At 67.9% G+C, this 26,318-nt stretch carries 19 protein-coding genes and 1 tRNA gene; 10 read left to right on the top strand and 10 right to left on the bottom strand.

Features of this window, described 5'->3' with window-relative positions; genetic code table 11:
* Positions 1-39: 39 nt before the first annotated feature.
* Positions 40-112 (top strand) — tRNA-Ala (locus ACFSXZ_RS29100).
* A gap of 622 nt (positions 113-734) precedes the next feature.
* Here the strand turns inward: ACFSXZ_RS29100 and ACFSXZ_RS29095 are convergent.
* Both ACFSXZ_RS29095 and ACFSXZ_RS29090 read right to left on the bottom strand, forming a co-directional pair.
* Positions 735-1,256: an ImmA/IrrE family metallo-endopeptidase gene (locus ACFSXZ_RS29095; RefSeq protein ID WP_378268426.1), complete on the bottom strand. Its 522-nt coding sequence runs from the start codon at positions 1,254-1,256 to the stop codon at positions 735-737.
* The gene (locus ACFSXZ_RS29090) at positions 1,249-1,554 is read right to left on the bottom strand and encodes a helix-turn-helix domain-containing protein (RefSeq protein ID WP_378268425.1); all 306 of its coding nucleotides are present in this window, start codon (positions 1,552-1,554) and stop codon (positions 1,249-1,251) included. The genes ACFSXZ_RS29095 and ACFSXZ_RS29090 overlap by 8 nt, the downstream gene beginning before the upstream one ends.
* A gap of 181 nt (positions 1,555-1,735) precedes the next feature.
* Here ACFSXZ_RS29090 and ACFSXZ_RS29085 point away from each other — a divergent pair, with 181 nt between their 5' ends.
* From ACFSXZ_RS29085 to ACFSXZ_RS29075, 3 genes are read left to right on the top strand one after another with little or no spacing between them, the layout of a single operon-like run.
* A complete protein-coding gene (locus ACFSXZ_RS29085; RefSeq protein ID WP_378268424.1) occupies positions 1,736-3,073 on the top strand; it encodes a hypothetical protein in 1,338 nt (445 codons plus the stop codon).
* Positions 3,070-5,658 (top strand): ThiF family adenylyltransferase, encoded by a 2,589-nt coding sequence (locus ACFSXZ_RS29080; RefSeq protein WP_378268423.1) that lies wholly within the window; start codon positions 3,070-3,072, stop codon positions 5,656-5,658. The genes ACFSXZ_RS29085 and ACFSXZ_RS29080 overlap by 4 nt, the downstream gene beginning before the upstream one ends.
* Positions 5,655-6,755 (top strand): patatin-like phospholipase family protein, encoded by a 1,101-nt coding sequence (locus ACFSXZ_RS29075; protein ID WP_378268422.1) that lies wholly within the window; start codon positions 5,655-5,657, stop codon positions 6,753-6,755. The genes ACFSXZ_RS29080 and ACFSXZ_RS29075 overlap by 4 nt, the downstream gene beginning before the upstream one ends.
* 536 nt (positions 6,756-7,291) lie before the next feature.
* Here ACFSXZ_RS29075 and ACFSXZ_RS29070 read toward each other — a convergent pair.
* The 5 genes from ACFSXZ_RS29070 to ACFSXZ_RS29050 all read right to left on the bottom strand — a co-directional run bounded on the left by ACFSXZ_RS29070 (position 7,292) and on the right by ACFSXZ_RS29050 (position 12,548).
* Positions 7,292-8,539, bottom strand: coding sequence for a tyrosine-type recombinase/integrase (locus tag ACFSXZ_RS29070; protein ID WP_378268421.1), 1,248 nt, complete (start codon positions 8,537-8,539; stop codon positions 7,292-7,294).
* A gap of 68 nt (positions 8,540-8,607) precedes the next feature.
* A complete protein-coding gene (locus tag ACFSXZ_RS29065; protein WP_378268420.1) occupies positions 8,608-8,913 on the bottom strand; it encodes a DNA-binding protein in 306 nt (101 codons plus the stop codon).
* A 190-nt stretch (positions 8,914-9,103) separates the two neighbouring features.
* Entirely contained in the window at positions 9,104-9,790 is a 687-nt protein-coding gene (locus ACFSXZ_RS29060) for a recombinase family protein (RefSeq protein ID WP_378268419.1), read from the bottom strand.
* A gap of 491 nt (positions 9,791-10,281) precedes the next feature.
* On the bottom strand, positions 10,282-11,466 hold the full coding sequence (locus tag ACFSXZ_RS29055) for a TRM11 family SAM-dependent methyltransferase (RefSeq protein ID WP_378268418.1): 1,185 nt from the start codon (positions 11,464-11,466) through the stop codon (positions 10,282-10,284).
* Positions 11,463-12,548: a hypothetical protein gene (locus ACFSXZ_RS29050; RefSeq protein WP_378268417.1), complete on the bottom strand. Its 1,086-nt coding sequence runs from the start codon at positions 12,546-12,548 to the stop codon at positions 11,463-11,465. The genes ACFSXZ_RS29055 and ACFSXZ_RS29050 overlap by 4 nt, the downstream gene beginning before the upstream one ends.
* A 557-nt stretch (positions 12,549-13,105) precedes the next feature.
* Here ACFSXZ_RS29050 and ACFSXZ_RS29045 point away from each other — a divergent pair.
* The 5 genes from ACFSXZ_RS29045 to ACFSXZ_RS29025 all read left to right on the top strand — a co-directional run bounded on the left by ACFSXZ_RS29045 (position 13,106) and on the right by ACFSXZ_RS29025 (position 19,990).
* The gene (locus tag ACFSXZ_RS29045) at positions 13,106-14,164 is read left to right on the top strand and encodes a hypothetical protein (RefSeq protein ID WP_378268416.1); all 1,059 of its coding nucleotides are present in this window, start codon (positions 13,106-13,108) and stop codon (positions 14,162-14,164) included.
* A 257-nt stretch (positions 14,165-14,421) separates the two neighbouring features.
* Entirely contained in the window at positions 14,422-14,709 is a 288-nt protein-coding gene (locus tag ACFSXZ_RS29040; protein WP_378268489.1) for a pilin, read from the top strand.
* A gap of 3 nt (positions 14,710-14,712) precedes the next feature.
* Positions 14,713-16,860: a hypothetical protein gene (locus ACFSXZ_RS29035; RefSeq protein WP_378268415.1), complete on the top strand. Its 2,148-nt coding sequence runs from the start codon at positions 14,713-14,715 to the stop codon at positions 16,858-16,860.
* Positions 16,857-18,131: a PrgI family protein gene (locus tag ACFSXZ_RS29030; protein WP_378268414.1), complete on the top strand. Its 1,275-nt coding sequence runs from the start codon at positions 16,857-16,859 to the stop codon at positions 18,129-18,131. The genes ACFSXZ_RS29035 and ACFSXZ_RS29030 overlap by 4 nt, the downstream gene beginning before the upstream one ends.
* Positions 18,131-19,990: a VirB4 family type IV secretion system protein gene (locus ACFSXZ_RS29025; protein WP_378268413.1), complete on the top strand. Its 1,860-nt coding sequence runs from the start codon at positions 18,131-18,133 to the stop codon at positions 19,988-19,990. Before ACFSXZ_RS29030 ends, ACFSXZ_RS29025 begins: the two co-directional genes overlap by 1 nt.
* Before the next feature lie 41 nt (positions 19,991-20,031).
* On the opposite strand, the gene ACFSXZ_RS29020 is transcribed toward ACFSXZ_RS29025, so the two are convergent.
* Genes ACFSXZ_RS29020 through ACFSXZ_RS29010 form a run of 3 tightly spaced genes read right to left on the bottom strand, consistent with a single transcriptional unit; the run spans position 20,032 to position 23,205 of the window.
* Positions 20,032-21,756 carry a hypothetical protein gene (locus tag ACFSXZ_RS29020; protein ID WP_378268412.1) on the bottom strand — a complete coding sequence of 575 codons (1,725 nt, stop codon included), beginning with the start codon at positions 21,754-21,756 and terminating at the stop codon, positions 20,032-20,034.
* Between the two features lie 47 nt (positions 21,757-21,803).
* Complete coding sequence (locus ACFSXZ_RS29015; protein ID WP_378268411.1) at positions 21,804-22,115, bottom strand: helix-turn-helix domain-containing protein; 312 nt, start codon at positions 22,113-22,115, stop codon at positions 21,804-21,806.
* Positions 22,116-22,119: 4 nt separating this feature from the next.
* On the bottom strand, positions 22,120-23,205 hold the full coding sequence (locus tag ACFSXZ_RS29010) for a tyrosine-type recombinase/integrase (protein ID WP_378268410.1): 1,086 nt from the start codon (positions 23,203-23,205) through the stop codon (positions 22,120-22,122).
* Between the two features lie 425 nt (positions 23,206-23,630).
* Between ACFSXZ_RS29010 and ACFSXZ_RS29005 the strand changes: the two genes are divergently transcribed.
* Positions 23,631-26,267 (top strand): type IV secretory system conjugative DNA transfer family protein, encoded by a 2,637-nt coding sequence (locus tag ACFSXZ_RS29005; RefSeq protein WP_378268409.1) that lies wholly within the window; start codon positions 23,631-23,633, stop codon positions 26,265-26,267.
* Positions 26,268-26,318 lie beyond the last annotated feature (51 nt).

Raw genomic sequence — 26,318 nt, 5'->3', positions numbered from 1 at the left:
ACGTATACGTCGAAGCGATGCGGAGTCCACTCCGCACTCGGGGCTATGGCGCAGCTGGTAGCGCACCTCACTGGCAGTGAGGGGGTCAGGGGTTCGAGTCCCCTTAGCTCCACAGTTTTCAAGATCGCCCGGCACTGCGGTTTCCGCAGGTCGGGCGTTGTTTTTTGGTACGCCGAATTTTAGTCCATTGTGGACTGATGTCAAGTTACCGGCCGGTAGGTGGAGCAATTCTGGAGCAGTGCGTGACCCCGTTTCAAATGGGGTCACGCAAAACTGCTCCAGACGGGTCCGCCATCTGGGTGGTTTCGATGCGATTTTTTCGGTGCTTCGCACTGCCCATTCGAGACGGCGCTGTCTGTCCGGGGACGTTCAGGCTGCGGGGTCGCTACAGGACGATCTTGGCGTGGCGGTGTCTTGCTCGGAGCCGTCGGATACTGGTGTGATGGGGACGGCCCAAGGTTCAGAGATCGTTTCGGACCTGCTTGAACGCGCACGCGAAAAAGATCTCCGCCATAGGATGGAGCATCAGCGACCGATCTCGGCGGAGACCCTTCGTCGACGGCTGCGCATCGGCGTGGTGCGGTCGCGGCAGTTGGTTGCTCAGGTTCGGCTGGAGACGCGGTCTTTGTCAGCACCTGCCGCGTTGTCGATGTCCGGCCGGTCGTAGGCGGAGAGCACCCGATTGGGCAACCCGATGGAACTGGGCACGGAAACGCCAGTATTCCGCGCGAGCATTAGCTTGTCAGGCCGAGGTTGATCAGGCGGAATCCCAGGGCGGAAACGCTGACCTTGAAGACCTTGGCAAGCGCGGCGGCGGTGGTGTCGGGGTCCCGTCGGGTGGTGGCCGTGAGCCGGTCCAGGTGATCACGGATCATTGGTTCGGGCATGAGCAACGCTGCGGCGAAGGCGTTGGCCTCGATCTCTTCGCGGTTGGTAGCCGTGCTGGAGGTGTTGTCTCGGAAGTTGACGCGGACGGGAACGTCGAGGATGAGTTCTCGGCCGGGGTGCAGTGAGTGGTGGCCGAGTTCGTGGGCGATGGTGAAGCGTTGTCGCTGGACTGCGTGTGAGCTGTTCACTCCGATGATGTCTCGCTTGCCACCGCGGAACAGCATGCCGGATACGTCACCGTCGGTGAATGGGCGGCGCACAACAGCGATCCCGCTCTCGGCGGCCAGTGCTTCGACATCGACCGGGGGCTGGGTGATTCCGTGTTCGGCCAGCATCCGGGCTGCGGCGAGGTCGGCGCGCCTAGTCATGGGATGTTTCCCCGGCGGTGTGCAGGATGTCCTCGACGAACGGCCGGGTCTCTTGGGGCACGCCGCGCAACGGGTCGAGCTGGGTCGTGTCGCCGGGCAGCAGTGTGGCGGCCGGCACGTCGAGAGCTTCAGCGAACTCCATGATCATGTGTAGCGGCACACGCTGCCGTCCCTTCTCGACGTTGCTGATCGAGCTGCGATTGAGCCCGACTCGGTGGCCCAACTCCTCCTGGTTGATGCCGGCCTGTTGACGGACCCGACGGATGCGGGCTCCGAACTGCTCGTAGAAGTGGTCCACGCCGTGCATCGTGCCCGATGAACGCTACCGGTTCCAGTCTGACAAACATGTTTGTGGCACTGGAATGACATGAAGTTGCTGTCACTGGATCGAGTGTGTACGGTGGACGCCGGCCCGACCCGAGGCGCGCATGCCGACGGCGACCACGGCCATCACGCGCATGCGCGGGGAGGGGCACACAGTGGCGAACAGTTCTGCGCCGCAGCGCGGCGTGATCTTCTGGCAGGTCGGCACCGGCGACAGCACGACGGTGGTGATCGACGACGAACACGTCCTCCAGGTCGATCTGCACGACATGGCTCAGGCCGACGAGGACGGCGCCGTGGTGACCGCCGTGGTGGACTGCCTCGTGGATGTGCTCCCGAAGCGGAACGGCCGGCCCTACCTGGCGGGGTTCGCGCTGACCCACGCCGATCAGGACCACTGCCGCGGCTTCGCGGACCTTCTGTCCAAGGTGACGATCGGGGAGTTGTGGGCCACCCCGCGTCTGTGGCGCGAGTACGTCGACGGCGACACCGTCATCTGCGAGGACGCCCGTGCGTTCCAGAAGGAAGCCGAGCGGCGTGTCGAAGCGACCCGGAAGGCTGTCGGCCGAGATGAGCAGCCAGCATCCGGAGATCGCATTCTGGTGGTTGGCTATGACACCGACCACGACGAGCACGCCTATTCCGACCTGCCCGACGTCTACCTGACCGGACCGGGTAAGACCATCACCACGTTGGACGGGGATGCGGTCGGTGACGTGTTCGAGGCGTTCGTGCACGCCCCGTTCGCGGCTGACTGTGCCGCCGCTCGCAACGAGACCTCGCTGGCCATGCAGATCACGCTCCGGGATGCTGACGGTGCTGTCGGGCACGCATTGCTGTTTGGCGACCTGGCGTACCCCACGATCATGAAGATCTTCCAGTACAGCGAGGACCACAACCGGGAAGAACGGCTCGCGTGGGATGTGCTGCTGGCACCGCACCACTGCTCCAAGCACGTCATGTACGTGGACGATGAGTTCGAATCGGACATCATGGACGCGTTCGAGCGCCACGCCCGGGACAACGCGGTTATCGTCTCCAGCAGCATGCCGGTCCCGGCCACCAATCAGGCCGGGGAAAACCCGCCGCACGCCAAGGCCAAGGCCCGCTACCTGGAAATCGTCGACGGAGCAGACCGGTTCGTGTGCACCCAGGAGTGGCCGGACGAGGAGCACCCCTGCCCCGTCGCCTTCGGGCTGACCACGTCGGGACTAGATTTGCTTGACCCAGTCGACCTCGTTGCCCGCGCGGACGACGCCGCCGAAACCAGGGAAAGCGCCGCCAAGGCCGCCGGGATGGCTGATGGCGTGGTCGGTGTCTTGATCGCGCTGGCCGTGGTGATTGTCGCACGTGGGTTCCGAGACCGGCGTAGGCGGCGCCCGGTTGCCGCGCCGACGTCGGGGACCGGGCTGGACCGGGCGCAGCGGGCGGTCGCGCGGGCACGCGGGACCGACGCAGCGCCGCGCCAGCCGATCGGATTCGGCGCGCGGTGACCGCCCCGGGGGCCACGCCCGGAGGCAGTGAACTGACGATTGGGCAACGCCTGGCCGCCGAGCAACTTGCTGAAATCGCGGACGGCAGTGATGGTGCCGTGGAAGTGCTGGGGGTTCCCCGATGCACGCATGGTGGCCAGGTTGTCATCCTGGACATCTCCCTCGACTGTACGGGCATCACCAGCGCGGACGAGGGAATTCGCGTGCGAGCGCGGGAACGGTTCCAGCTAGAGATCGGCCCGGATTTTCCGTTCTCCGTGCCGCAGGTCCGCGTCGCGCACAACAAGTGGGCGGGCTCACCCCATGTGCAGTGGGGGCACATCGTGTGTCTGTACGCGGCGCCGTCCGTTGAATGGGTACCAGCCGACGGTATGCGGGGTTTGGTGGACCGCCTGATCATCTGGCTTCGACACGCCGCGGCCGGCGACCTCGACCCCGAGGGCCAACCCCTCCATCCCCCGGTCGCCTACACGACATCGGCGGCCGATGTTGTGGTGGTCCGGCCCGATGTCCCTCGTGACCTCGAACCGCCCACCGCAGCGATCGGCGGGCCTCAATTCCTGGTCGCAGTCTGCGAACATGGCTACGACGGGCGGGCCGATGTCACCGAATGGATCACACCTTCGCAGTGGAAACAACGCTTTCAGTTGGCCGACATCAACGGCAACCTGGACGACCGCGGTCAGCGGCCCTTCGGCGCGGCAGTGGTGCTCCTCGATGCGGACATCGGCTTTGAATACCCGGACAACGCCCGAACGCTGGTCGCCGGGCTGGGTGCGGCAGGCGTGGGCCCGGAGGCGCTCCTGGGCCTTCTCGGCAGTGTGGCGGCCATCAACGCTCGTCTGGACAATGCTCACACCATCCAAGGGCATGAGCTGCCGCCCCGTCCGCTTTACATGTTCGTGGGCACCCCGTCTCGACGCAGTGCAGAGGAAACGAGGAGGTTCACCCACTTGGTGTGTTGGCGGTTGGGTGAGTCCGACCGACGTCTGATCGCGGATGCCGTGCTCGCGGGCGTGTCCACCCTGTCCAGTCACCCTGAAATCGCCGGATGGGTGGACCAGGCCAGCGTCAGTTGGGTCCAGGTCTTCGAGACTCGTCCGCAGGTGACTCGGCGCCGCGACCAGGACAGCGCCGCAACGTGGCTGACCCGTAAAAACGTCCTGATCCTGGGATGCGGTGCTGTGGGAGCACCGGCAGCGGAGATCTGCGTGCGCGCGGACGCGGCCAGTGTGACGGTCGCCGATTCCGGCATCGTCAACCCCGGCATCCTCGTCCGGCAGCCCTACGTCAACGCCGACATCGGGGACTACAAGGCGATCGCACTCGCCAAGCGCCTCAACCAGATCCACCACGACGACGACCGAGTCCACCCACTGCCCGGCAACGTGCTCCAGACCCTTCTCAATGATCGCTTCCCGACCACACAGTACGACTTGATCATCGATGCCACGGCCGATGCAGCGGTCGAGTCGCGTCTGGAGCAGTGCCGTAGCACGATCTCCGGCGATTGGCCACCCGTGCTCACTCTGATGATCGGACATGACGCGCGCCGCGGGATCACCGCTGTATCGCGTTCCAGCGCGACGGGTTGCGGACGCGATATGCTGCGCCGGCTGGCCATCGCCGTCTGCGGGCCGCGTCACGATCAGTTCGCCGATATCGCCGACGACTTCTTCCCGGACCCACCACGTACCCAGATGTTCCAACCGGAACCCGGCTGCTCTGCACCCACGTTCGTCGGCTCGGCCGCCGAAGTCGGCGCGCTGGCGGCGCACCTGATGACGGCTGGGCTCGACGCACTCACCGGGCGGGCCAGCGCAGCCTGCCAACCGATGGCGGTCGCGGTCGTTCGCTTGAACAACAGCAGCCCCGACATCGCAGGCATGAGTTGGTTGGGCTGGGACAACGACGTCGTACTCCACGACACAGCCGCCGGTTTCGAGATCCGGATCTCCCCGATGGCGATCCGGGAAATGCGGGCCGAGTCGACCCGTAGTGCCCGGATACGCGGTCGGAAGATCGAAACCGGGGGCATGTTACTCGGCCAAATCGACGAAGCCTGCCGATGCATCTGGATCGACACCGCAACCGGTCCGCCGCCCGACAGCAAACTGTCGGCATACCACTTCGAGCATGGCACCCACGGCGTCCGGGAACTTGTCGACCACCATTACACGCGGACCCGCCAGGTCACCGCGTTCGTCGGCATGTGGCACACCCACCCCGACCAGGCCGCCCAGCCCAGCGCAACCGACCAAGCCGCGATGCGGCAACTCCTCACCCCGCCCATGCTCGACGCACCCCGCGCACTCTTGTTCATCCTCGGAGGCGAGGAAGACCTCTGGAGTACCTGGCTGCGTGATGGCCAAGTCCCGGACAGCTATGCGCGGCTCGTCCGCCAAGCCCACACGGCGGCTGTCCCTCCGCCACATGCCCTGCCAGCCGAGCACGAAGCGACGTTCTGGACCGGCGGCTACCACACCACGCACTGCGGAGTGCAATCCCGGCCGCGTCAACGTCCCTGGTGGTCCAGGTGGCGTGATCACCTTCGCCGTCTGCGCCGAACCGGGCAGGTCCAGTGAACCCACCCAGACCACGCATTGGCGTCGCCCTTTCTGGGGGAGGATTCCGCGCCGCCGCATTCGGGCTCGGCTGTTGTCGTGCCCTGCACGACACCGGCCTGTTGTCCCACGTGAAGGTCATCTCGGGCATCAGCGGCGGCGGCCTGCTCGCCGCGCTCTACGCGTATGGCCCGGCGGACTTCGACGAGTTCGATGCCATGACCGTCGACCTACTACGCCGCGGGTTGCAGGCGGCCCTTATCCGCCGCACCTTCACACCGACCGCAGTGAGCCGAAACCTCCTCGCCGCCACTCGCACCCTGCTGCCGCGCCGCACTGGCAGCGAACCGCGCCTTCGCACCGCCAACCGCACCGACGCCCTACGCGACGAACTCACGGACCGAGCATTCGGTGACCGCACCCTCGATCAGGTCAGACACCCGACCCTCGCCACAGTGCTGACCGCCACCGACCTGCGCACCAGCAACGCTGTCCGCTTCGGCAGCCTCCGCAGTTCATGCTCGGCCTACGGCACCATCGTCGAAAAAGTCACAGTCGCTGAAGCGGTCGCCGCAAGCGCAGCCTTCCCGCTGCTGCTTCCGGCCATGGAACGCACCTACACCTTCACCCGCTCACCGGGCACTCCACCGGAGCGCCGAGCAGTGTCGCTGACCGACGGCGGCATCTACGACAACCTCGGCCTATCTGTTCTCGAACCGCAACGCTCGACACACCACACCCCACATGTGTATGACGTCGACTACGTCATTTCCTGCGACGCTGGCAGAGGAAGCCTGCCACCGGTTGCAGGGCACTTCGCCGGAACGCGACTACGCCGAAGCTTCGACACGGTACATCGGCGATCACAAGACGCCTCCCGTGCCAAACTCCACGCCGCAGCCTCCTCGGGACTACTGAAAGGCGTCGTACATGCATACCTCGGCATGCCCGACGAACGCCTCCCTGTCCCGGTCCCAGACCTCGTACCCGCGTCCAGAGTCCGAACCTATCCGACGAATTTCCGCGCCATGAGTGCGGTGGATATCGAGTTGATCACGATGCGAGCGGAACAATTAACCCGAGTCTTGATCAGCCATTACTGTTCCGAACTAGCCTGAATTCGGATTTCAACCCACGGGCAAGTAAATGCTGTCTTGGACACGGCTCGTCGCATCAAACAGGTGAAGGGGATGAGGGTTGGCGGACGACGAGGTGTGTGGGCGGCCCGCCGTACGGTGGAGGCCATAGTCGGTTCTGGCCCACGCGCGTATCCAGCGTCCGAGCGCGGCGCCCGTCCTGCGCCCGCCAGAGACGGTTCCCCGGCCGCCGTATTCGACTTCATCCGACACGATGATCCTTTCCGTCGGGACAGGGTGCCTCAACTTCTCGGATCACCGTCCCACCGACAAGATCGCCGACAGTCCCTGGCGTGGTTCGACACCGCACACGCCACGGTTGCCGCTAGCGTCGCCGAAACGATCTTGGCGATGGACGTATCGCGCCGAGGATTGGAAGCCGGTTAGCTCGGTGCACGCAATTCCGGGGACAGCGGCCATGCCGGCGCCCGCGCTCGGCTCGTGCCGCCCGGCCAGCGGGACGAATGGCTGCTGCTGAGCCGCGCTTCATCCGATCAACGTGGCAACGCCTATGGAGATCACACGGCATCCCGCCAGACGGTTTGCTCGGGTGGTGTGGTGTTGTCGGCGGTGGCTTTGTCCCAGCGGGTTTGGAGTGCGTCGAGGAGGCGTTGTTCGACGGCGCGGGCGACGTGGGAGTAGGTTTCTTGGACTTTGTCGGCGAGGACGTGGCCGAGGCGGAGTGCTTGGGCGATTTCGGGGACGCCGTCGTCGATCATCCAGGTTTTGTGGCTGTGGCGTAGTCCGTGGAACTTCAGTCCGGGTTTGACCGCGCGGAGCCGGATTTGGGGGTTGGCGATGTTGGCGTTGCCGTCGGCGGCGGGTCGGAAGGCGCGGCGGGCGAAGTTGCTGCGCCGGTGGAGTTCCTTGTTCGGGGTGACGAACACGTGCGGGTGGTCGTGGGTGGTCAGGTGCGTGCGGAGCAGTCGGACGAGGAACGGGGGGAGCGTGATCGTACGGGCGGATTCTTCGGTTTTGGGTGGCCCGAGGAATGGGACGCCTGTGTTGGGTTCGTGGAGTGCGCCGATGTCGGGGTCGACGATGAGGTGGCCGGTGTTGTCGTCGTAGAGGTGCAGGTTGTGGCGTTGGAGGCCGACGAGTTCGCCCCAGCGGGCTCCGGTCCAGGCGGCGGTGACGACGAGGACGGCTCCGCCGGCACCGTATTTGAGGGCGACCTGGTCGGCGATCTGCAGTACTTCGGCTGGCTCGGCCCAGATTTTTCGCGGTGTGCGCTGGGTACGGCGTCGCCGGCCGCGTCGGCGGGCTTGGATGGGGTTGGCGGCGATGAGTTTTTCCGCGGCGGCGTCGGAGAGGGTGAGTGAGAAGCATTTGATGATGCTGTCGACGGTGGTTTTCGCGAGTCCGCTGGCGCGGAGTTGTTTTTCCCAGGTGCGGACTTTGAGGTTGGTGATGTCGGCGAGCGCGGTGGTTCCCCATCGGGGGCGGATGTGTTTGTTGAGGAAGCTGCGGTAGTTCTCTTCGGTGCGCTGGTCGATGTCGAGGGATTCGAGCCAGTCCGGTGTCCAGGCGGCTACGGTGATCTGCCCGGCGGTGGGGTCGATCCAGGTGCCTTTGCGTTGGTCGGCCGCCATGTCGGCGATGTAGATGTTGGCGGCGGTTTCGTCGGGAAACCCTGCGAGTGAGCCGATGGTGCCGTCGTCGCGGCGGTAGCGGACTCTCCAGGTGTTGTCTCCGGTTTGTTCGGCCCAGGGCATGGTGAACTCCTTCGCTGTGGTGTGGGGGTCGTGTCCCTGACGGACGTCCATGAACGCTCCGTCAGGGCCAGAGGGCCAGTCGTTCTTGGGAAGACAACCGTTTGGGTGCAACGGGGTGGTCAGTGGCGATGGCGGTCCCTGCGCGGGCGGCGAGTCCGGGGGAGCGCGCCGGCGGGGCGTCTGCCGCAGGCGATGATGGCTTGGAGGTCGGCATCGGAGAACCGCAGGCGTTTGCCGATGAAGGTGCAGGGGACGAGTCGCAGGCCGGCTTTGCGGCGGAGCCAGGATTCTGTAGTGGCGAGTTTTTCCGCCGCCTCGGCGGGTGTGTAGAGCAGCGGTGGCCCCGTCGTGACGGTGGGCGAGATCGGGCCGGGCACCGGCGTGGTGTTGTCGCCAGGATGGTCTGAATCAATGGTGGGGTTCACGCTCGTTCCTTCCGTGCAGGCGCCGGTATGCCCGGTCGCCTCTGGCTACGGCGGTGAAGTGGCGGCAGGCATGGGGGTTCCGGCCATTCCGGCACGGTGTGTCCCTCACGGCGCAGTTCGTCGTCCACGGCATGCTGCAGCGCGGTGATGTCCTCGGCGGTCAACCCGTCCGGATGGTGGTTGGCGACCATCACCGGGCTGGCCCGGTGCGCTGGTTGGCGGCGGTGAACAGTTCAGCGCTGACGATCGGCGGGTGCGCCCAGGCGGGCGACCATACCCACTGCGCGCGAGGTGTGAGCTTGCCGTGGCAGCGGCGTCCCCACACCTGGCGGCCCTGGTATTTCGGATTGCGCAATATGGATTTGATGACCTCAGGACTCCACCTGCCCGGCTGTCCGGTGTGCCGCTTCAGCGGGGCCGGGTAGCGCGCGGCGGTGAGTCGCCGGTGGATCTCGGCGATGGTCAGGCCGTCTTCTGCCCGCCAGGCAAAGAGCATCTTTACGGTCGCGGCCTCGACGGGTTCGATCACCAGCCGGGTCCGCCACCGTGGCTTTCGCCCTACCGGGGTCACCCGGACACGTTGGGCGCGGTAGCCGTAGGGAATCGCACCGGTGTTGTACCCGGCGCGCACCATCTCTTCGGACGCCTGGCGCGCCTTGGTGAGGTTGATCGCGTGGTACTCCCGTAGCACCCGCTGGCGGACCGGCCATCCCTGTCCGGGGTGTCTGGCATCCGGTTCGCCGCGGTCGTTGATTGTCCGGGGATGCGGACAGAGCATCCGGGAGGCCCAGCGCGGGGCTCGGAACCGGTGCTTACTGGTGGCCGCCCGGCGTGCAGCCTCGCCGTCGGGCTGGTCTGGCGTGTGGTTGGTGGGCATGGCGGATCTCCCGTTTGGTCGAGGCCGCGACGCGGGCGCAGATTTGAGGACCGAAGTCGGGGTTATGCGGCGAGCGGTTTGTCGACCGCGTGGCCGAAGCGGTACGACCCGGCGAACAGCCAACAGGGCCGTTGTCGCGGATCCAGCGCCAGCCGACGTTGCCGGAGCGGTGAGCTATTCGGTCATGGTCGGCGGTATGGTGCAGGATGCTCTGCGGGTGGATGCTGTCCGCACTGCCCGTGGCTTCTTGGTGATCGGTTCCCCGATGCGCTGGCTGCTGTCCTGGGGGCCGCGCACGACACGATGGCTCTGCCACCGGGCGTGGTAAGCGCGCCGAGGTCCAGTCCGCCACAGCCGAGTCACACCGAACCCGCGACCGGGCCCGAGGTTGTGGTGACCGACAACGCCTCCGGCATGACAGCCCGCACCGCCCCCGGCGTCGTGACGGCGGCGGAGTCGCGCTGACCGAGGTGTGGAGCGGTGTCGAGTGCTCATGCCGCGCCGCTCTCCGGCACACCTGAGCCGCTCGACGGGTTTCTGGTGTGCCGTGTTCGGCCGCTGAAATGGTCTCGAGAATCCTGTTGATCCTTCACGATTCCTGAACCCGCCGACTTGCCCAGCGGGGAGCGGAAGGTGAGCAGATCCTCGTGGCTGATCAGGTGCAAGGGCAGTCCGGTGTCGCGTTGCTTGCGGATGAAGTCGCGTTGGAAGAACGAGCCGCGGGGGATGAAGTCGCCGTCGCCGGCGCGTGCCAGGAGAGCGACGCAGCGTTCGACGGGGATGAGTCCGGCGTGCAGGCCGCAGGCGAGAATCTGGGAGGGAAGGTCGATCAGTTCGGCGTGCTCACGCCAGGGGCGGATGGTGATGGCGACGTACCCGCCCGGCTTCAGGTAGGGCACGAGTCCGGCGAGGATGCGGGTGAAGCCGGCGAGCAGGCGGTGGTGGCCGATGTTGGCGAGGTTGCCGCGGTCGAGGGTGTTGCCGTAGCGGTGGTGGTACTTCTGCACGCCTTCGCCGGGTGCGACCGCGACCTGGCCGTGGGTGGAGGGCCCGTAGGGCGGGCTGGTCACCACGAGTGCGGCTTGTCCGAGGTATTCCGGCGGTAGGAGGGTGGCGATCTGGCGGGCGTCGCCGTGGAACGCCCGCCCGCTATGCGGTGTCCCAGCCTCGTGGGCGAGGGCCAGGTTGGTGCGGGCGACGTCGACCCAGTGCGGTTCGTATTCGATCCCGATCGCGCGCCGCCCGGCGTGCACGGCTTCGACCAGCGTGGTGCCGATCCCGCACATCGGGTCGAGCACCAGATCGCCGGGGGCGGTGTAGTGCTCGATCGCCTGGGCCGCGACGGCGGGCAGCATCTTGGCCGGATGGGCGGTCGATGCGGGAACGTAGCGACCCTTGCGCTGCGCCGCCGGGGACGTCTGCGCTGTGGTCCACACCGACACCCGAAGCTCCCGCACCGCGTCGCCGGTCGCGTTCTTCCGCGTGGTGCCGAGGGCCTCGATGGCGGCGCGGGGGAGTGGTTGCGTGGGCTCGTCGAGCCGGGTCTCGGCAGGGGCGGAGGCCGGTGTGGTCGCGGCAGCGGGCGGGGTGTTGGTGTCGCGGTTGTCAGTCACGGGCGTGCCTTCCTGACGGTGCCATCCGGCGTGGTTGGGGTGAGGTGTCTGCGCGCCCGTCATCGGACGACTCCGTTGGTTTGTGCCCGCTCGGCGGCGCTCACGGGAAGTGGTGCGTGCTGGTGTGGCTGGGCGAACACGAGGACATCGGAGTGGATGCGCCGATGCGGCGCGGGCAGTCCGCGCACCGTCGCGCGGTGCACCGCACGCGCATCCCGTTCGGCACGTGAGCCATCGGGATCGGGGATCAGTTCGGTGACGAACTGGCCGCCGCGTAGCGGGACGTGCAGGGCGACGATGTGCTGGAGATAGAGCAGGTCGGCGTTCTGAGCGGAGGCGACGACCGCGCCGGTCGGGTCAACGAGCTCGCCGTGCGTCCAGTCGCTGTGGGTGATGACGGCGAGGATGCCGCCGACGCGCAACAACCGTGCCGCGACCAGAGCCACCAGGTCGCTGCTGTGGTCGCCGCTGTGCTCGGGACGCAGACTGGTGATGACCAGATCCGTGTCCGCGGGGACGGCGTCGGGGCCGTCCAGCACCGCGCTGTCGAGACTGGCCAGTGACGGCTCCGACGACACGGCGGCGGTCAGCGGCGCGCTCTGCGGGTCGCCGACAAGGTCGGTCCAGAACGGTCGCGACGCCGGACCGGTGAGATTGGTGGCGGCCGCCACGCGCACCACGCGAGCCGTGCGGTCGAGACCGGTGACGGCGTCCAGCGCGTCGGACACTTGGGGATCCGGGTCGGTTCCGGGGGCGTGTGCGATCACGCCGTCCGCGCCCACGACACCGAGCCGGGGACGCTCGCCGGATGTCGGCCAGGGCAGTAACACGACCCGCTGGCCGGGCTCGCTGAACGCCTCGACGATCCTGCCAACGATGGGCGTGGGCCAGGTCGCGTCGAGGTCGATCGCCGCCGTGCCGGCTGCCCAGACGGTGGCCGGGGTGGGCGTCTCGGCCGAGCGCCGGGCCTGCGTGCGAGTGGTCGCTGAGCCGGGCTTGGCGGGGCTGACCCGGGTGGTGGTCGAAGCTGTCGGATAGGGTCGGCGGTCGCCGCCCCGGCGGGTGCGCGCGGGTCGGGTGGAGTCTCCGCGCGACTGGGGGCCGTGTGACCGGGAACGGCGCGCCGGGCGGTCGGGACGGGTCATGGAGGGCCTCACAGAATCTTCGGGATGGGCGGCACTGTGGCGTGCGCGCTGACACCTATCGACTCCGGAAAACGACTCGTTTTTGGACAACCCGTACTCGACTTTTTTGGCAAAAAACGGGACCGTTCCCATTGAAGATCTGCGGACAGAGACTCGCGCACGTACACCCGCGTGCATGCGATGCGCTGACCGTGCGCCAGCCGGTGAGAGTGCTGGCGAAAATTTCTTGAGGACTTCTTGCGAGGCGAGTCAGGGACGAGCGCGCGAGGCTGCCTGCGGTGGTGGCGGGCTATTACCGGATCGCCACCAAAACGCCACCAAACCAACGTCACAGCAGCTCAGGGGCTATTGCCGACGATCATCACATGATCTTCCCTGGAGGATTCGGGGGTGGTGCGGCAACGCGCTAGTTAATCTTCGTGGCGGGTCGAAATGATCTTTGAAGGTTATCGGTGGCGTTTTGGTGGACTTTTGGTGGCAGTTTCGCGGCGTTTTGGTGGACTCGGTTTGGCGTCCTGTGCTGGTCGTTGTTTCACCGGCCGAGCAAGGAGCAGACCATGGCCGCCAAACCTGTATCCGACCGCACGCCTTTCGAGCGCGACAGTCTTCCACTGGAATCCGCGCGCGCCGCCTTCGAGTGGCTGGCCACCGGACCCCAACCGCTGTCCATCGACGGGCGGTTCTTCCCCGGCCTGCCCTCCCGGCGCGTGCCTGTGGATGAGGTGCGCGAGTTGCTGCTGAATGTCGACCTGCCGCTGGCAGCGGTCGATCTGGTGTGGGCGCACCTGGTGACCCGGTCCCGCGACAAAGGCGATGCCTGGACCGTGGCGTGTGTCGGGGTGGCGCTGCCTGCGTTGTTCGCCATCGCCTATGAGCTGGGTGCGCGGTTCGCGCAAGACCACAGCGATCTGCAAGCCGCCATCCTGACCGGGTTCCTGTCCGCCGTGGCGAACGTGGATCTGGCGCGTCCGTCGGTGATGTGGCGGCTGCGGTGCGCGGCCCTGCGCGAAGGGCACCTGTTCCTCCGCGAGGCGTTGGAACGCCCGACTCCATGGGAGGAGGCGTTTCATTCCCGGGAGCCGCGCCGGCCGTGGGGGCACGAGGACATCGTGCTCGCCCGCGCGGTGGCCGAGGGCGTGCTCACCGACGCCCAAGCCGCCCTGATCGGCGCGACCCGGCTGGAGCCGGAATACACGCTGCACCACGCCGCCGAGGACTGGGGCGTGAGCTACGACGCCATCGCGAAGTTCCGCCGCCGCGCCGAACACCGGCTGGCCGCCTGGATCCTCGAGCAGCCCCTCGACGACGACCCCAGCAACCCGAGCGCACGCGAAATAGAGATCCGTGCGGCCCACGCAATGACCATCACCGCGGCCGTCCGCCAGTCCGCGCGCTCCACGACACCCCACCGCGCACCCTTACCGGCAGCGAGCGTCGCTGATGGAGGGTCGTCGAAAAAAGTGCGGCGGCGTGTGTCCAAAAAGGCCGCGAAAACCGGAGTCGATAGGTGCGGGAGGAAACCAGCCGCTCCCGCGCACACCACCCCGCCCACCAGGCCAGCCGGCACCACCCGGCGGCCCTCGGGCACGACTCCGGGAGCGCCGCGATGCGCCTGATCCTTTCACTTCTCCACCCCCGATCAGACCACTCCGGCGATGCCCGTCAGCCTCGCCGCGGTCGTCACACTTCACCGCTCGCCGCGGCCCTGCCAGCGTCCCGGGTGGACTCCCTCGCGTCCCAGTGGAGGGTCGACGCGGGCACCGCACGTGCAGCCTTTGCCGGGTCGACGGGTCGGCGCACTGTCCGTCATTGGCGGCTCGTCGTGGTCGCTGGAACCGTCGCGTTCGCCTTCGTGCTATCCGCGTCGGTGTCGATGCCAGCGGCGTGCGCCCAGACACTTCATGCGACCACGCGGGTGCTGGCCTTGGCCGGGTCCGTCGATGAGGTTTTGACCAATATCCGGAACTGGGTGATGGGCATCCTGGCCGGTTTGGCGACGGTGTTCCTGTCCATCGGCGGGGTCCGCTACGTGATGGGCGGCGGTGACCCCGGCGAGATCGAGAAGGCCAAGACCGCCTTCAAAGCCGCCGGCATCGGCTACGCGTTGGCGGCGCTCGCGCCCCTGGTCGTGACCGTCCTCAAAGGCATTGTCGGGGCCTGAACCATGGCGTCCCGAACAGAGCCGACCACGTCCGGTCGCCGTCGCGCACCGGCCGTTTCGACCGGCCATCGTCCGCGTTCCGGCGAGTTCGCCCAGGTTCTTCGGGCGGACACCTGCCGGGAGTTGCTCGCGCCACCACCGGCGGGCAGCACCCGGCACGCCGGTGACCGCCCGCGCTGGCGATTGTTGCCGCGCATGACGCGAGGAAGCGCGCTGGCTTTGCTGGCGGTGAGTCTGGTCGTCGTACTCGGCGGCGCGGTGACCGTCAACGCCGCCGGGGCGCCCCGCAATGGCCTGGTCCCCGCGCAGCCTGCGGCCTCCCCGCCGCCGACAGCGAGTCCCACACCGTCGGCGCCGAGCGGGTTGTCCCTCCCGTCTCCAGCGTCGCCGGCCGTGCCGTGCACCGGTGAGGGATGTGTCCCAAAGCCCACGACTTCGGCTCCCGTGCCGTCGAGTCCCGGCGCAGGTCAGTCCGGCGATAACGGCAGCAGCAGTGGTGATGCCGACTGCGGGATCACCAACATCGGCGGCTGCGTCACCGGCGCGATCACCGCGTTCTTCCGGGGCATCGTGACGGCGGCGTTGAACCCGTTGCTGGACTTGTTGTCCAGGACGCTGCTGACCACGCCGACACCGGAGTCACTACCCCGCGTCGGCGAGTTGTGGAACAACTCGTGGCAGATCCTGCTCGCCTGCTACGGCCTGCTGGTCCTGATCGCCGGGATCCTGGTCATGTCCTACGAGACCGTGCAGACCCGGCACTCGATCAAGGAGATCGCACCCCGCATCGTGGTCGGGTTCCTCGCCGGGGCCCTCTCGCTATGGGTGGCCACCAAAGGCATCGAGATCGCCAACGCGCTGGCCCAAGCCGTCATGGGCGGTGGCGTGGACGCCGGCTCGGCCGGTGCGACGCTGCGCGACCTCATCCTGGGCTCGCTCAATGGCGGGATCTTCGTCATCTTCATCGGCCTGTTCCTGGCCGGGATGCTGATCGCCCTGCTGGTCACCTACATCGTCCGCGTCGCCCTCACGATCATCCTCATCGCCGGGGCGCCGCTGGCGCTGATGGCCCACGCGCTGCCGCAGACCGAGGGCATCGCCCGCTGGTGGTGGAAAGCGTTCGGCGGTTGCCTGGCCATCCAGGTCGGCCAGTCCCTCACCCTGATCACCGCCATGCGGGTATTCCTCGCACCGGGCGGGTTCACGCTGTTCGGCCCGACCATGAACGGGCTGGTCAACCTGCTCGTCGCGATCGCGATCATGTACGTGCTCTTCAAAATCCCCTTCTGGTTCCTGGGCTCGCTCCGCGGCGGCGGCAGGCGCTCCCTGCTCGGGTCGATGGTGCGCGGCTTCATCGCCTACAAGACCTTCGGCCTGCTCCGCGGCCGAAGCGGTAGTGGCCAGCACCCGAGCGCGTCGGGCGGCAGTCGCGGTGGCGGTGGTCGTGGACCGGTCGACCCCTACGCCCGCGCCCGCGCCACCAGCGGCGGGCAGTACATGTTGCCGTTGACCGGCGTGCGCCGCACGCGTCCCGCGCCGAAACCCGAGCCCGCACCGGCACCGAAACCGCGCCCGACCGGTGGGCGGCAGCTCGCGTTGCCGCTGGGCGATGACTGGCCGGAGTGGAAACAGCACGGACGGGACGGCCAGTACCGCCTACCGCTGGACATCGAACGCGTCAGGCCCACTCCACCATCGCCCGGGCAGCGCGGTACGGGTGGTCGCCCGCGCGGCGGGACGCAGTTGGAATTGCCCTTCGACCCGTACAAAGGCAATCGCCCGAACCGGGCAGGTCAGTACCCGCTCCCGCTGAACGGGCTCCGCCGCACCCCGCGCCCAGCCAGCCCACCGTCCTCGGCCGCACCACCGACGCCACGGAGGCGCGCGGCGCAGCCGGAACTGCCCTTCGATCCGTACAAGGGCACGCGTGCGAACCGCTCAGGGCAATACCCCCTGCCGCTGGACGGCATCCGTCGTGCCGCCCCAGCGGCACCCGCACCGCCGAAGCCCGCACCGCCGAAGCCCGCGCCCGCGACGCCGCCTCCCGTGGCACGGCCCGCGCCGCGTCCGGGCAAGCAACTTCCGCTGCCCTTGGACCTGCCCAAGCCCGTTCGCCGCACCCCACCTACTCCCGGAGGAGGTAAGTCATGACGTCACCCGTGCGCATTCCCGCCGACGTCGACATGCACGACCGCGTTCTCGGCCCGCTGACCGCTCGGCAACTTGCGATCCTGGGCGTGACCGGCTTGGTGCTCTACGCCGTCTGGAGCCTCACCCGCGCGTTCTTGCCGATCCCGGTGTTCTTCGCGCTGGCCATTCCGGTCGGGGCGGTTGCGGCGATCCTCGCGCTCGGCCGGCGCGACGGTGTCAGCCTGGACCTGTTGATGTTCGCCGCGATCCGGCAACACCTGGGCCCACGCCACCAAGTTGCCGCCCCCGAGGGTGTGCGGCCCGCGCCGGAATGGCTGACCACGGCCGTCAACGCGAGTACCACCCGGCCGGGACGCAACAACGGGCCCGCACCTGTCGAGCGCACCAGTGGCCGAACCAGTGCGGTACCTGGGCGGGAGGTCTCGCCGTCGGCGCTGCGGCTACCGGCCGCGGCAGTCACCGACACCGGTGTCGTGGACCTGGGTGCCGATGGTTTAGCCGTTGTCGCGGTCGCGTCCACGGTGAACTTCGCGCTGCGCACACCAGCCGAACAGGAGGCCCTGGTCGCCAGTTTCGCCCGGTATTTGCACTCGCTCGCCGCCGGAGTGCAACTGCTGGTCCGCACGCAGCGGCTCGACCTGTCCGGACAGATCACCGAGCTGCGGGAGCGCGCGGGAGGCCTGCCCCACCCGGCTCTGGAAGCCGCCGCGGTCGAGCACGCCGACTACCTCGCCCACCTCGGCGAGCAGACCGATCTGCTGCGCCGGCAGGTGTTGCTCGTGCTGCGCGAGCCCATCGGCGCCACGGCCGCACCGACCGACGGGCTCGGCGGACCAGGGCCCCTCGCCGTTCTCTCCTCCCTGGCCCGCCGCCGACACCGCGCCGCCGCAACGAATCGCACGAGTGCCGGGGCGCGACGCGCGGCGGAATCACGGCTGGTACGTCGCCTCGGCGAAGCCATCGAACTGCTCGCCCCGGCCGGAATCGTGGTTACCCCGCTGGATGCAGGGCAGGCCACCGCCGTACTGGCCTCTGCCTGTAACCCCGACACCCTCCTGCCGCCCTCCGCAGCCCTGGCCGGAGCGGACGACGTCATCACCACCAGCGGCCCGGACCTCGTGGCGGACGACCTCGTCGACGGTGCCGTCTGGCGAGCCGACCGTGCCCACGCTGACACCGGCGATCACGACCCCCACAACGACACCGACATCGATGACTGGGACTACGACGACGACTTCGGAGACGATGTCGCGGAGAGGGGACGGTTGTGATGACCACCCGAGCACACACCCGGCGCGGTCCACACCGCCCGGCCACACCCGGCATTGTCCACAGTGGAGCGACCGGTGGTGCCGCGTTCACGCCGGACGCGCTGTCGGTCGGGGCCCGGCATCTGGAGGTCGGCAACGAATGGGTGGCCAGCTTCGCCGTCACCGGCTTCCCCCGCGAAGTACACCCAGGCTGGCTCACCCCACTACTCACCTTTCCGGGCCGCCTCGATGTCGCGCTGCATGTGGAGCCGATCGACCCGGCCACCGCCGCCGCGCGGCTGAAGAAACAGCTCGCCAAACTCGAGTCCGGGCGCCGGCACACCGTCGAACACGGCCGCCTGTTCGATCCCCAGGTCGAAGCCGCTACCGAAGACGCCTACGACTTGTCCTCGCGCGTCGCTCGAGGCGAGGGCAAGCTGTTCCGCGTCGGCCTCTACCTCACCGTGCATGCACCGTCGGAGCGGGCGCTGGCCGATGAGGTGGGTGCGCTGCGGTCGCTGTGTGCGAGTTTGTTGCTGGACGCCAAGCACACCACCTACCGGTCGTTGCAGGGCTGGGTGTCCACGCTGCCGATGGGGCTCGACCTGATCGGGATGCGCCGCACCTTCGACACCTCCGCACTGTCGGCGGCGTTTCCCTTCACCAGCCCGGATCTTCCCGCCGCGGACCCCACCAGCGTGGCCGCGCCCTCGGGGGTTCTCTACGGCTACAACGTCGGCTCTCAGGGTTTGGTGCACTGGGACCGCTTCGGCGAGGGCATGCACAACCACAACGCGGTCATCCTCGGCCGCTCCGGCGCGGGCAAGTCTTATCTGGTCAAACTGGAATTGCTCCGGTCGCTGTATCGGGGGATCGAGGTCGCCGTCGTCGACCCGGAGGACGAATACGCCCGCCTCGCCACTGCCGTGGGTGGCACCTATGTGCACCTCGGAGCCCAGGGTGTGCGGTTCAACCCGTTCGACCTGCCCATCCACACTCGCGCCGATGGCCGCCGGACCGCGCCGAAGGACGCGCTGCTGCGGCGCAGCTTGTTCCTGCATACCGTGATCGCCGTGCTTCTCGGCGGCGAACTCGGGGCCGCCGAGCGGGCGGCGTTGGATCGGGCCATCGCCGGCACGTATCAGTCGGTCGGGATCACCGCCGATGCCCGCACCTGGACCCGCCCCGCGCCGACACTGCGGATCTTGCGCGGCCACCTCGCCGCCGCGAGTCAGGCCGGTGACGACTCGGCCGGCGACCTCGCCGCACGGCTGCATCCCTTTGTTGAGGGCGCATTCAAGCAACTCTTCGACGGCCCGACCACCACCAATCCCGAGGGACATGTCGTGGTGTTCTCTTTGCGGGACTTGCCCGACGAGCTGAAACCGATCGGCACCCTGCTCGTGCTGGACGCGGTGTGGCGGCGGGTATCCAACCCGGCGATCCGCCGCCCCCGCCTGGTCGTCGTCGACGAGGCATGGCTCCTGATGCAAGAAAAATCCGGCGCGGAATTCCTGTTCAGGATGGCGAAAGCGTCCCGGAAACACTGGGCGGGCTTGACCGTCTGCACCCAGGACATCGCCGACGTGCTGGGCAGCGATCTCGGCAAAGCGGTCGTGGCCAACGCCGCCGCACAGATCCTGCTGCGCCAGGCGTCCCAAGCGATCGACGAGATCACGCGAACCTTCGACTTGTCGGCGGGGGAGCGGAAATTCCTGCTCTCCGCCGACCGGGGACAGGGTCTGCTGTCGGCGGGAACGCAACGGGTCGCGTTCCACAGTATCGCCTCGCCCACCGAACACTATCTCGTCACCACATGCCCAGAGTTCCTGGCAACTTTGCCGGAAACTGAACGGAACTCTGGGTGGGTGGACCTGTAATGAGGGTATATCAGTCACGGAGTTCGGGAACTGTGGATCTGTCACTCCTTTGTGGATTGTTCGTATTCGGCGATTGCGGGGTGGTCGACGCTGCTGGTGTAGCGGTAGGCGCCGGCGATGGACAGGCCGAACAGTTCGCAGAGTTGGCGGATGTCGCCGCCGGTGGCGTGGGCTTCGTCGAGGATGCGGTCCTGGCGGATGGCTTGCGCGATCATGCCGAGGCGTTTGCGGATCCACCACGGGGTGGCGGGTGTGGTGGTGTTGGCGTTGCGGTAGTGGATGAACAGGTGTGGGTTGGCGGTGTTGGGCCAATTCTGCTGCCGGTAGTCGAGGTAGGCCGAGACGCGTGCCCGGACGGGCTCGGCGAGGGGCACGATCCGGTCGGGCAGGTGGAGTCGGCCGTCGCGCACGTCGGTGACCTGCAGTGCGAGCAGTTGCCAGACCTGGATGGCGTGGAAGGCCAGCAGGGCAGCCAGCACGGCGCGGGTGGGGTCGTCGGAGTTGAGTGCTTCCTTCAGCGCCGAGAGATCGATGGGTGCGGGTACGGGTTGGTCGGGCTTGGGCACGCTGATGCGTGCGGTCGGGTTGATGAAAATGAGCTTGCGTCCCTTGAGAATCCGGAAGATCGACCGCAGCCCTTGCAGGGCGGTGGCGCGGGGGCCTCCGCTGGGTGGCAGAGCGGCGAGCACGTCGTCGCGGCCAACCTCACGCAGGGAGGAGTGGCTGCGGGCCCAGGAACGCATGATGGGCAGCGCATAACTCAGGTGCGAACGCACGGTGCTGTCCGAGCGGGGCCGAGACCGCGGCGGGGTGCTGCTGCCGTTGCGGGCGATGTCGAACCACACTTCGAGTTCGTGGCGCATGTCGGCGGGCAGCCCGGCGATCTGCAGGTGGAACCAGCGGACGGCGGGTGGTACCCGGTCGTCGGCGAGCATGCCCGCTGCGGCGAGCACGTCGAGCACCGGGCGCACGGGGTGGCGGATGCCCGACATGGGCAGGACCTCGCTGGCCCGGATCGCCGCGCCCGGCGTGTCTTGCATGCCCAGCAGCATCCTGATCACGCGCTGGGCGCGTTCGGTGACGTTGATGCCCCAGCCGTGCGCGGCGGCGTGGTCCCGCACGAACCGGTGCCATGCAGCCTCCCGCGCCGGATCCGGCGGTGGCGGGAAACCTTTACGGAGCCCGGTTTTCAGGTCGCGGGGCAGCTCGAGCAGCACCAACTGTTCGTGGGAGACCGGGTGCAGCAGCGACAGGTCTGGCGGGATCGTTTTCTTGACGTAAGGGTGGCGGCCCTGCCCGGTGGGATGCCACATGCCGGCGAAGAACAGTTGCTGCCCCAACCGATTGGCCTCGGCCGGGCTGATGCTGCTGGGCCGCTTGCCGAGTTGCTGGGCGAGCAGACTCCGCGTCTTGCGGCACAACCGGCACGACCCGTCCTCGCCGAGGGCGACGTTCTGCCTGCAGGTGCGGCATTCGGCGACCTGGTGGTGGGTTTCCCTCCAGGATTTGCAACCCGAGCACAGCCACCCGTAGGTGCGGGTCACGCCCCAGGCGTGGCAGTCGGGGCAGGAATCCACCACCACCGTGCCCCGCGCGAGCACGCCCGGCGACTGCCACAGAGGCGATTTCTCGCCGGGGGCGTGGCTGTGGCATCGAGCACACAGTCCCGAGGTGTAATAGTCATTGGTCGAGCCGCATTTCCGGCAAGGCGGCGAGGTCACCGGACCGCCGGGCCAGCAGTCGAAGCAGTACGCAACCTCCCGCATCGCCGGCGGGCGCACCCCGCACACCTGGCAGCGACGCGGACGCCCGGTCATGCCGGTGGCACCGATCGATGCCGCCCCAGCCGGGGGACGATCGGCCCGACCGTGCCGGTGTCGGCTTTGCGTGGCCGGCGGGCGGCGACCTTGTCCGGCTCACAGATCAGCAAGTCGGTCGGCGCGCAGTCCAGCACCACGCAAATCACGTCGAGATCGTCCAGCCGGATCGTGGTCGGATTACCGATCCACAGATTCGACATCTTGCCCGCGCTGATCTCCAGCCCGGCCTCGGCCAGACGGTGGCGCATCTCCGTGGACTTCCAGATCCCCGCCTCGGCGGCCTTCATCCTCAGGTTCCAGCGCATCGGATCACCCTTCCAAGCCGATCAGCCGGGCAGCGATGCGGTCATTGGCCACCGCCCAGGCATGCTCGACGTGTTCGGACTGGACATGGATGTACGCGGTCGTGGTCGACAGCCACGAATGGCCCAAAACCTCTTGTATAGCCTTAAGATCCATGCCACGGGCATACAGCGACGAAGCGCAATAGTGCCGCAAGGTATGCGGTGTCAGCCGGCTTACCCAGCCGGGCAGCCACCGCTGGGTCGCCTCCGCCAGCCCGTCCCGCAACGTCTGGTCACCCGCCCGCCCGCAAAACCCGGTATGCGGGTCCTGCCGTTCGCTGGGCAGCAGCGGCGCGTCCGGGTTTTCCCAGTCGTCGCCGAACTGGTGGCGCACCTCCACCAGCCACCAATCCAGCAATTCGGCCACCGAGTTGATCGCCGGCACCAGCCGTGTCTTGGGCCCCCGGCCCCGGCTTCCTTTGCCGAACCGGACGTGCAACTTGCCGTACTCACCCAGATCGCGGCGCCAGTCCCGCATGTCGAGCATGTAGGTCTCCTGAATCCGCAACCCGGCCCGGCGCCACAGCGAGGCCGCCAAATAATCCCGTGCGGCGGTCCGGAACTTCCGGGCTCGCTCCAGCGAGTCCCGCCACTGGCCGAACAAGTGCCCGACCTCCTCATCAGACGGCGGAACCCGCGGTGTCCCGTAGTCGGCCTTGGCCGGCCGGTTGTGCTCATCGATCGGCTGCGTGACCACACATCCCGTCAGCGCATGAATATCACCTTGATAGCGACCGATCAGGAAGTCGAAGAAATGCCCAATAGCCCACGCCTTGCGCTGCACCGTCAACCGAGCCCGCCCCAGATCCTTGCGCTGATACACCAGAAACCGGTCCGCATCAGCCGGTTGCGCTGTCCACACAGGACGCCCAAGGAACTGGATGAACTCGAAGACCACCGACCGATCGCCGTTCAGCGTGCCATCGCAGACACCCGCACCCATCGAAGCGAGCAAGTACTGATCCACAAGCTCCTGCTCGAACTCCTCCAACTCCTGCGTCGTGCTCAGCTTCCGCGGCGCGTCCAGCGACCGCACCACCGCCAACGCCACCCCTACCTCCCGAACATGTCCCGAGTTGATCGGAAACGACAATGCCTCACAAACAGCGGCAACACGTCGGAAATCCTGACGGAGTGTCGGACAGTCCACGCGATCGAGTGAACACAACCTGGCCAGGGGCAAAGAATCCAAAACGAACGATCAGACCAAACGAACGTCGGGAAGTTCCGGTAAGTAATCCGGCGGAACTCGCCGAATACGCGGTACACGGAGAAACCGACAGCTCCGTCAATTTTGAGCCATCCTATGTCGATCTGGGCTGGGATAGCGATCCCGCCGAGGGACACGATGACGTGGCTGATACGGGGGAGTCCGGTCTTTTCGGTTCCGACGACCAGATCGACCTCGACGCCGGTTAACGCCCGCGCGACCCATTTCTGCCTGAGTTTTCCCTGTTTTCGTGGAAGGGATCCGTCATGCGTACCTGGATGCCGGCTGCTCTCGTTCCCGCCGGCTCGTCCGCTCCGCTCGTCGCTGGTGCCGCGTCGGCCGGGGTGACGGACGGGTGGCTCGGTGAATATCTTCGCGATCCGGGTGGCGCGTTGCTCGCGCTGCTGGGCGCTCTGCGGGACGTGGCGGTCGTGTGGGGGCCGATCGCGGCACCCCTGCTCGTGGTCGGTGTCACGGGGTTCGTGTTCGGTCGGCGCTGGTGGGTGCGCCGCTGTCACGCCCGGCTGGTCGACGACGCCCGCCAGGTCACTGTGCTTGCGCCGCCGGTCGTGGATCCGGCGGGTGGGGCGGCGTTGTGGTCCAACCTTGTTGGGCTGTTGCGGCCGGCGTGGCGGCGGTGGCTGACCGGGCAGCCGCACGTGGCGTGCGAGTACGTGTTCTCCGAGGCTGGGGTCGCGATCCGGCTGTGGGTGCCCGGCGTGATCCCGCCGGGCTTGGTGGAACGGGCGATCGAGGCCGCCTGGCCCGGCGCCCATACCCGCGTGTCCAGTCCCGCTGAGCCGCCGCTGCCCCGGCCGGGCGAGGGGCAGCGGCGGTTGGTGATCGGCGGGGAACTCCGCCTCGCCCGCCACGAAGCCTTACCGATCCGCAGCGACTTCGACGCCGATCCGCTCCGCGCCCTGATCGGCGCCCCGGTCGGGCTCGGCCGGGACGAGTACGCCTGCGTGCAGATCCTGGCCCGCCCGGTCACCGGCCGCCGCGTCGCCCGCGCACGCCACGCCGCCCGACGGGTCCACACCGGCGGCTCCACCCGCATCGCCGGACGACTACTCGACCTCGTCACCCCCGGCATGAAGACTGGACGCTCGGTTAGGGGTCGCACGACATCGGGGGCGGTGCACAGCGATCCCCAGATCTCGCTGGCCTACGCCGCGCAGAACCGGGCGATCGTGGCCAAGCAGCGTGGCTCGCAGTACGAGACGGTGATCCGGTACGCCGTCGCCACCCTGCTCCCCACCAGCGCTGACGAGACCCAGGTACGCGTGGCACGGCAGGTCGCCCGCGGCCGGGCCCACGCCGTCGCCGCCAGCTTCGCCTCCTACACCGAGCACAACCACTACACCCGCCACCGGCTGCGCCACCCCGGCGCCGTCCTTACCGAGCGACGCCTTGGGAAAGGTGACCTGCTCTCGGTGGCCGAGCTGGCCGCGATCGCGCACCTGCCCACCGACGACGCGATCCCCGGCGTCCAGCGCGCCGGAGCCCGCGCGATCGCCCCACCACCCGGCATCACCACCCCCGGCCCTGCCCCGAAGCCGATCGGGGTTACCGACACCGGCCACGAGCGCCCGGTCGCACTGCGCGTGCCCGATGCGCGTCACCACCTGCACGTCATCGGCGCGACCGGCTCGGGCAAATCCACTCTGCTGGGCCGCATGATCCTGGCCGACGCCGAAGCCGGGCGGGGGATCGTGCTGATCGACCCCAAAGGCGACCTCGTCACCGACGTCCTCTCCCGCCTCCCACGCTCGGCCGGGGACCGGGTCGTGCTCTTCGACGCCGACAGCAAGACCCGGCCCCCGTGCCTCAACCCGTTGGATGGTGGGGAAACCGACCTGACCGTGGACAACCTCGTGTCCGTCTTCCGTCGGGTCTACTCGGCGTTTTGGGGGCCGCGGACTGATGATGTGATGCGGGCCGCCTGCCTTACCCTGCGCACCCAGGAAAAGGTCGCCACCCTCGCCGACCTGCCCAAATTGCTCGCCGACCCGGCGTTCCGGTCACGGGTCACCGCTGGGATCTCCGACCCGGTCCTGCGCGGATTCTGGTCCTGGTACGAGGAATTGACCGACTCCGCCCGCAGCCAGGTCATCTCGCCCCTGATGAACAAACTCCGTGCCTTCCTGCTCCGGCCGTTCGTGCGGGACGCCATCGCCGCCGGACACTCCACAGTGGACATGACCGGTGTGCTTGACGGCGGGATCTGCCTCGTGCGGATCCCGAAAGGCAGCCTCGGTGAGGAAATCACCCGCCTGGTCGGATCCCTCGTCGTCGCCCGTACCTGGCAGGCCACCACCAGCCGCGCCCGCACCCCGCAACGCCAACGCCGGGACGCCTCCCTGGTGATCGACGAGTGTCACAACTTCCTCAACCTGCCCTACCCCATCGAGGACATGTTGGCCGAGGCGCGGGGTTTCCGGGTCGCGATGACCCTGGCCCACCAGCACCTCGGCCAACTCCCGCGCGAGTTACGGGAAGGGATCTCCACTAACGCCCGCAACAAGATCTTCTTCAACGCCTCCCCGGAAGACGCCCGCGAGCTATCGCGTCACACCACGCCGCGGCTGTCCGATCACGACCTCGCCCACCTCGGCGTCTACCACGCCGCCGCCCGCCTGGTCCTCCACGGCGAACAGGCCCAGCCCTTCACCCTGCGCACCCAGCCGCTGCCCCGCGCCACTCCCGGCCGGGCACGGGAAATCCGGGCCCTCGCCCGCCGCACCCTCCAGACCACACGGCGGACCAGCGCGGCTGGCGCCGAGCCCGCACCGCGATCCACCACCCAGCCTGGCCAACGACCCGCCGCGGCCACATCGCCCACCGCTCGCAGCAGCACGGTCGGCGCCCGTCCACGCACCGCCGACCCACGCCGCCGGTCCTGACACCGCGGACCACCTGCACGCACAACGAAAAACCGTTACCGCACACAACCC

The sequence above is a fragment of the Amycolatopsis pigmentata genome (genome assembly GCF_042684065.1).
In the GTDB taxonomy this organism is placed as follows: Bacteria; Actinomycetota; Actinomycetes; order Mycobacteriales; family Pseudonocardiaceae; genus Amycolatopsis_E; species Amycolatopsis_E pigmentata.
This window is presented reverse-complemented; position numbering and strand designations above follow the sequence as displayed.